The sequence below is a fragment of the Coleofasciculus sp. F4-SAH-05 genome (genome assembly GCF_040222985.1).
Classification (GTDB): domain Bacteria; phylum Cyanobacteriota; class Cyanobacteriia; order Cyanobacteriales; family Coleofasciculaceae; genus Coleofasciculus; species Coleofasciculus chthonoplastes.
Window position 1 is genome coordinate 1 of record NZ_JAVKBY010000183.1, and the last position, 6,857, is coordinate 6,857.

Annotated in this window: 6 protein-coding genes; 1 reads left to right on the forward strand and 5 read right to left on the reverse strand. The window is 47.6% G+C overall.

Going from position 1 to position 6,857, the window contains the following annotated elements; translation table 11 throughout:
* Positions 1 to 106 precede the first annotated feature (106 nt).
* The 4 genes from RIG27_RS21595 to RIG27_RS21610 are packed head-to-tail and all read right to left on the reverse strand — an operon-like array spanning position 107 to position 2,848.
* Positions 107 to 1,027: a vitamin K epoxide reductase family protein gene (locus RIG27_RS21595; RefSeq protein WP_446348560.1), complete on the reverse strand. Its 921-nt coding sequence runs from the start codon at positions 1,025 to 1,027 to the stop codon at positions 107 to 109.
* 33 nt (positions 1,028 to 1,060) lie between these two features.
* On the reverse strand, positions 1,061 to 1,834 hold the full coding sequence (locus RIG27_RS21600) for a peptidase (protein ID WP_446342695.1): 774 nt from the start codon (positions 1,832 to 1,834) through the stop codon (positions 1,061 to 1,063).
* 2 nt (positions 1,835 to 1,836) lie between these two features.
* Positions 1,837 to 2,073 carry a hypothetical protein gene (locus tag RIG27_RS21605; RefSeq protein WP_446342697.1) on the reverse strand — a complete coding sequence of 79 codons (237 nt, stop codon included), beginning with the start codon at positions 2,071 to 2,073 and terminating at the stop codon, positions 1,837 to 1,839.
* 31 nt (positions 2,074 to 2,104) lie between these two features.
* The gene (locus tag RIG27_RS21610; RefSeq protein WP_446342699.1) at positions 2,105 to 2,848 is read right to left on the reverse strand and encodes a DUF4230 domain-containing protein; all 744 of its coding nucleotides are present in this window, start codon (positions 2,846 to 2,848) and stop codon (positions 2,105 to 2,107) included.
* Positions 2,849 to 3,099: 251 nt separating this feature from the next.
* On the opposite strand from RIG27_RS21610, the gene RIG27_RS21615 reads away from it, so the two are divergent.
* Positions 3,100 to 4,125 (forward strand): hypothetical protein, encoded by a 1,026-nt coding sequence (locus tag RIG27_RS21615; RefSeq protein WP_446348563.1) that lies wholly within the window; start codon positions 3,100 to 3,102, stop codon positions 4,123 to 4,125.
* A 41-nt stretch (positions 4,126 to 4,166) separates the two neighbouring features.
* Here RIG27_RS21615 and RIG27_RS21620 read toward each other — a convergent pair.
* The coding region (locus tag RIG27_RS21620) for a helicase-related protein (protein ID WP_446348565.1) at positions 4,167 to 6,857 on the reverse strand (2,691 nt) is incomplete at its 5' end.

Consider the following 6,857-nt stretch of genomic DNA (forward strand, 5'->3'; position numbering starts at 1 on the left):
GGCGGGAAATGTCAGTAGTGAGACGGTTAAGCGTTACATTGAAAATCAGAAGACCAGATAGTTTGGTCATCTCCGTACCTCCGATGACCCGCCTTATATCCCACACCTAAAAGGATGTGGGTTTTACGGCGTTTCTATAAGGAAACTCATACTTAAACGCCTCTGAACCCTGATACCCCGAAATATCTGCTAATCGTTCTAAGGGTTGCACCCCAGAATAAAACTGTCCCTGAATTTCCCAGGTAGGAACCCCTTTAATATTGGCGGATTGACAGCGTTCAGGCTGGGCATTCCTGCCAAGCGGATGGCATTCAATATAATCAATTTGATTAAAGGCGGCTTGACCAAAAAGTTGTTTTTGTTCGTGACAATGAGGGCAAGTAAATGAACCATACATTCTTGCTCCTACAGTGGTCAAATGACGTGCCAACGCGAGTTCAGCCGCACCGGAGATATGGGTAATGGGTGGACCGGATTCTCCTGTCGTAGCGCTAGCGCTAGGAACATGAGTATAGACTCCCACTATCCCCGTGAATGTGACCAAACCAACCGCCAATCCTGTCAGCGTGACTTGTCCAATATCTTGCCAATCATAACCGATCGCCGTCCACAGGAATAGGGTTAAGGACAACAGCGCCGAGGTGATGCAGTAGGGACAAATTCCCTTGACGACAAACAGCATCACCACCATCAGATAGCTGCTACTCACCAGCATACAGGTGGTAATTGCCAGCATGACTAGCCAACTGGATTCCACCCACTCAGATGACAAGGATTTAAGAGCTAAAGGTGCTAGAGTAACCCCTGCCAACGTGGTGTAGGCAAGAAACCCCAATAGGGGGAGAGGGAGTCCAAAAACCTGGGCATAAGGACTTTCTAGCACCGCTTGACAGCCATGAGTGGGACAAATCTCCGCCGCTTTTCCCAACCATTCAACCACAGTGAGGAATGCTGTCTCCAGCATTCCCAAAACCGCGATCGCTCCAATCCAATATCGGTTTGTTATTTGTCCTGTGTCATTCGTCATTTGTCAAGGAATAGGGAATGGGGAATAGGGAATTTAATCAATCAGAATATCTTCTTGTTGATTATCTTCTACTGGAGGATGCTGCCATTCAATATTTGGCATGGATTCAAATGCCCGTCGTAACGAATCTTCCCACAATTTGCGAATCTTTGCCAGATAGGGATCACCTAAGCGCAGTTGCAGTTTCTGGCGAGCCATAAATGTGCCAGCTTCATACATGACCAAGTTAATTGGGGGTCCGACTGAAATATTCGATTTCATGGTTGAATCGATAGACAGCAAAGCGCACTTGGCAACAGCCTCTAGGGGCATATCATAAGTGAGAGTTCGGTCGAGAATGGGTTTGCCATACTTGGTTTCGCCAATTTGCAAAAACGGCGTTTCCAGCGTGGCTTGAATAAAATTCCCTTGGGTGTAAATCAGATAGAGTTGTGGTGCTTCGCCACGAATTTGACCCCCGACTAGCAAGCTACAGTGAAAATCAATGCGATCGCGTTCTAACCAAGGACGGTCTTGATCTTGAATTTGTCGCAGTTTGCTGCCAACGTAACGAGTCACCTCATACATATTCGGGAGGGAGTGGATATTCAGTTCTTCCTGACTATGTAGATCCCGATGCAACTGATTGATTACCCCTTGGGTAATCGACAGGTTTCCCGATGTACATATAACAATCGCTCGCTCTCCTGGCAGGGAAAAATCAAAAAGCTTATTGTAAGTAGAAATATAGTCTACCCCGGCATTGGTGCGAGAGTCCGCCGCTAAGACTATACCAAAACGGTTAATAATGCCCAGACAGTAAGTCATCGTCAAATTACGTCCTCTTGAATTCGACTGGGAACCTGATGCAAAAACCAGGATTTACTCCCATTAGCCAATTGATGACATGGCGTAGACTGATGTTGCCTGGACTGGATTGGTGAATCATCCTTGCGGTAACGTTTTCTACTACCTCTACCCATCTTCATTGGTATCTCTACAAGTCTTCTGATTCCAGCGTAATCCTCTTGAGGGACTTCTGGGACAAAGAATTCGTCATTTGTCATTCGTCTAAGAACAGGGAACAGGGAACATCCATCAATTAGCAGGCTGAGAGGTTAACGCCGCCGACTGACAAGTGCCAGGTACAGGGGATTGAGTATTCACCTCTACCTGTTTATATCCGGCTGTCGTCAACAACTGACCCACAACCAGTTCGGCGCGTTCGTTGGCTTTTTTTAAGACCCCTTGCTCACAGGCATTGAAGACAATTTTCTTCAATGTCTCTTGTTGCGCCAACATCTGCAACTGGGGTGCTGTATCAGGTCCTAATCCTAAGAATCCGCGATCGTAGTCATACACCTGAGACCGATTCACGTCAATTTTGCTATCTAAAATTTTGGGGGGTGGTAATTGAAGTTGAAGCGTATCATTGACAGTTTGCACATTTTCTGGTTTAAGTTCTGCCAAATCGACACCAGCCCGCACCTCACCATAAGCAATATAAAGGAGTGTGGTTTCCGCGATCGGATACCCTGCCAAAGTCCGAGCTTGACGAGTCGGAACTACCGCCTCCATCGTAAAAACAGCCGTAGTCAAATCGCTAACCTCCCGCACTTGCTGGACAATCAAGGAGCGCACATCAACTTCGGGTGCGGGTTGAGGGGTGCTGAACAAGCTAGTCACTTGCCCTAAAAAACGAGACCCAGTTCGCCATAACCCAATGCCAAAAATCAGGGCGACAACCACCGTAGCGCCTGTCGTCATCATCATCAGGTTTCTCAGTATCCCGAATATATTGGGATTGATCTGATATCTATATTTGTCAAATGGATTATTCATGGCTTTACTCCTTCAACCGGGCTGTCTGGGTGTCTCTAAGTATAAGATTAGCGCTTTAGCAGAAGCAGGATTTTTTGATTCAATGTGTCTCAGAATACAAAAAACCGAGTCAATTCTCTCCTCTGCTCCTCTAGAACACTGAGCCAGCAATCCAATTATCGACTTAAATTCCTCATCGTTATCGTTAAACTACCATTGGTAGGGGTAATTCATGAATTGTTTCTACAAAAGCTAAACAAGGGTTATCGCCAATGGGTTTCCAATTCATCAAACCAGTTCAACGAGTCCTACTCAGTACCGCGTTACTTTCTCTGGGACTCTGGAGTTCCCCGGTATACGCTCAAGTCTCTGATGCTCAAGTCTCAGCGCTGGTGGAAGCTTTGCGACTAGCCGCACCGCAAACGGGAAGGGCAGATGATGGACTCTATAGTGACTGGCAAATTAAACCGGGTAACATTCCCCGATGGTCAAAGCAATGTATTGGACGAGAACTGTCACCTGCTGATTTTGAAGCCAGTCCGGTTACGGCGCGGACTATCTTGGTGTGCGTGATGCGGGATGTGTTGAATGAGCAGTATCGCGCCAGTAATAATAATGAGTCCGTGGCAATACAACGAGCAGCCGCTTGGTGGATGACTGGGGATGGGAGTCAATATAATAGCGTTCCTCGAAACTCTTACACCTACACTTACATTCAGAATGTTCTGAAAAATTACCAACAGCAACGCCGTAATCCCCAAGCGCAAAACCAGGCGACTCCCGCCCAACCCACCCCTACTCCCTCTGCGGCAAAACCAGCATCGTCTTCGCAACCTACAGAACCTCAATCGTCAGCCGCCTCTCAACCTCAAGCCGCCGCCCGTTCCTCAGCTAATAACCCGATTTCTGATACTAAAGTCGCCGCTTTAGTGGAAGCACTACGACGGGCAGCACCGCAAACGGGAATAGAAAATGATGGACTTTACAGTGACTGGCAAATTAAACCAGAAAATATTCCCCGTTGGTCCAATCAATGTATTGGAGAGGAACTAACACCCGCCGATTTTGCCGCGAGTCCGGTGACTGCCCGTACTATTTTAGTTTGCGTGATGGGAGATGTGCTTAATAAACAGTATGAGGCGAGTGGTAATAATGAGACAGTGGCGGTACAGCGGGCTGCGGCTTGGTGGATGACGGGTGATCCCCAGCAATATAATCAGGGTTCAACGGCGGCTTATACTCAACGAGTTTTAAATTTTTATCGGCAATCTTTTTTGAAGTTATTCCCTCATTTGTAAGTAAGTAGGTTGGTGGAAATAAAGTTTAAATGCCGAATAGCTTAAGGCGCGATCGCACAAGTCACAGTTACAGGGGTGTTGAGCAACTGTTCAAATAATGGCTCCCCAAAGCTCATCAGCCGCAGGGAAGGCATTTCATCGAAGACTTCGGGATAAAAAGTAACATTGTACCGCTGCCCTTGATAGGTAAGCTGCCAGATGCGATCGCGTAAGGGTTCAAACTCTACACCATCGGACTTGAGACGGGCTGAAGTGGTGAATAACTGTTCAATGGTTTCTGGTGTAACAGGTGTTGGGGGGATGGGTTGGCGGATGTCGTGTAAGTCAGCCTCAACATCCATGGCGATCATGTCTTCTAAAGCCGGACGCAGGGGTGGGGTGTTGAGTACCTGCTCAAATTCTGACATCAACACATCTTCTTCTTCGGGATCAGCACTCATCACAGCTTGCTCGATAAACGTGGGAACTTGAGCTAGAATCGGTTGCAGGTTGCCGACAACTGTAGCAAAAGCATTGATGCGATCGCGCAATTTTCGATATACCTTCGCCTCTACTGTGCCATCATAATAGAAGTTGTGAATCTTAACTGTGGGATAAATCTGTCCAATTCGGTCTAAACGTCCAATTCTTTGCTCAACTCGCATCGGGTTCCAGGGCAGATCATAATTGATTAACACCCCACAAGTTTGCAGATTCAAGCCCTCAGATGCCGATTCCGTACACAGTAAAATTTTAATCTCACCTTCTCGGAACTGGCGTTTGATGAGTTCTTTGGGCAAAATGCACCAGTCGTTTCCCCGGTACAACTCTCCCCCACGTCCGGAGTAACAGGCCACCTGACTTCCATAAAGCTGCCGCAGTGACTCCCGCAGATAGTCCATCGTGTCGGTATACTGAGTGAAAATAATTGCACTTTCTCGCTCAATCAATTCCCGGCGCAGGGTGTCAATTAAATGAGATAATTTGCTATCTTCCCCCGTATTTTCAAACTGACGCAGCAAGTCTTCGAGATATTCAATTTCTCTAGGGTCTACGGGTTCTAAAAATGATTCCAAACCAGTAATTACGGCATCATCTGCCTCGTCAATATCACTCAAATCATCGCTGGTAACACTACTACCCGCCCCTTCCTGCAGAGAATCTAAGCGGCGTTGCAAGGATTCGCGAATGGCATAGAATGAGCTAGTTAATCGCTTGCGGTACAGCGTCATCAAAAAGCCTAACGCTTTCCGTTCCTGCTTTTGGGCGAGGCGATAGAAGGAACGCACATATTCGCTGATAGCGCGATAGAGAGGAACTTCCCGGTTCGGTTCTAGGGTAATGGCGTTGTCTCGCACATCCCGCTGGGGAATATCTCGGTCTAGCAAACCCAAGCGATAGTATTGCCGTAGAGTATCGCGGGTGTGGCGGAACATTAAATCTTTGAGGGGAGTATTGACGGTGAGGTACTGTCTAGATGTGGCGATAAAGGGTTCGTCAGCTAGATATTGTCTGGGATTTACTATTTTTTGCCCATCTTTCCAGACATTTTGCAGTTTGTAAGTGATGAAACGATCCCGTTTCTCCAAGTACTGCTGTAAACGAGAACAGGACTTACCGCCACGTTTAAAATAATCTACCGACATCTGCTGCCAGAATTCCAGGATGAAGCGGTCTGGTGGTTCTGGTAAAGTCGAAAAATAACTACAGAAGTTATCGCCATAAGACCAATACCCCTGAAGCCCTACGAGGGAGAGTAAGTCAAAGACTTCAATTGGGTCAATCTGCATTGGGGTAGCAGATAGCAGCACTAAAGCGCGTGTCTTTTCTTTGAGTTGCCCCATTAACTCCAGCAGCCGATTTGGGTTATCCTTACGCGCTTGAGGGCTTTTGCGCCGTGCATGGTGGGCTTCATCTAACACCACCAAATCCCAAACTTCAGCCTCTAAAAGTTCCTGCATTCTTTCAGTACGGCGCACCAAATGACTAGAGGCGAGAACTAAATCTTTGGTATTCCAGGGGTTGGTAGTGCGGGCATCTTGCCCGCTAGGTATAGTTTCCCGGTTGGGAATAGTCTCCCGGTTGGGTGTAATTTCCCCGCTTGTGGTTCCAGGGAGCAAGATGCTCCCACTACCTTCGTTTTTGCTTGGGAATACACTGCTTCCATAGGGGTCAGTTAATCCCCCTTGTGCGTAACTCCAGAAGTGAAGGTTAAACTTTTCTCGCAGTTCTTCCTGCCACTGGGGTTGCACACTGGCAGGGGCGAGGATTAAGACGCGCTTCACTTTTTGGCTGACTAGCAAGTAACGCAGAATTAAACCTGTTTCAATTGTCTTTCCCAGTCCAACTTCATCAGCAATGAGGAAACTGCGGGGGAACTGCTGGGCAACTTGACGGAGTATTTTTATTTGGTGTGGCCAGGGGGTAATCGGAATGGATTTGAGGCAAAAGTCCAAGCAGCCGGGGTGTTTGTGCAGGTTGGCGAGTTGGGAAAAAGCTTGGCGTTCTCGTTCAATTTCTTCAGGAGTGCGGGCATCTTGCCCGTTAGTTTCAGGGTCAGGTGTTAGTTCGGGATTTGTCGTGAGGGCATCTTGCCCGGGAGTTGCAGGGTCAGGTGTTATTTCGGGTTTTGTCGTGAGGGCATCGTGACCGTTAGTATCAGGGTCTGGTGTTAGTTCGGGATCTGTCGTGTGGGCATCTTGCCCGTTAGTTTCAGGGTCAGGTGTTAGTTCGGGATTTGTCGTGTGGGCATC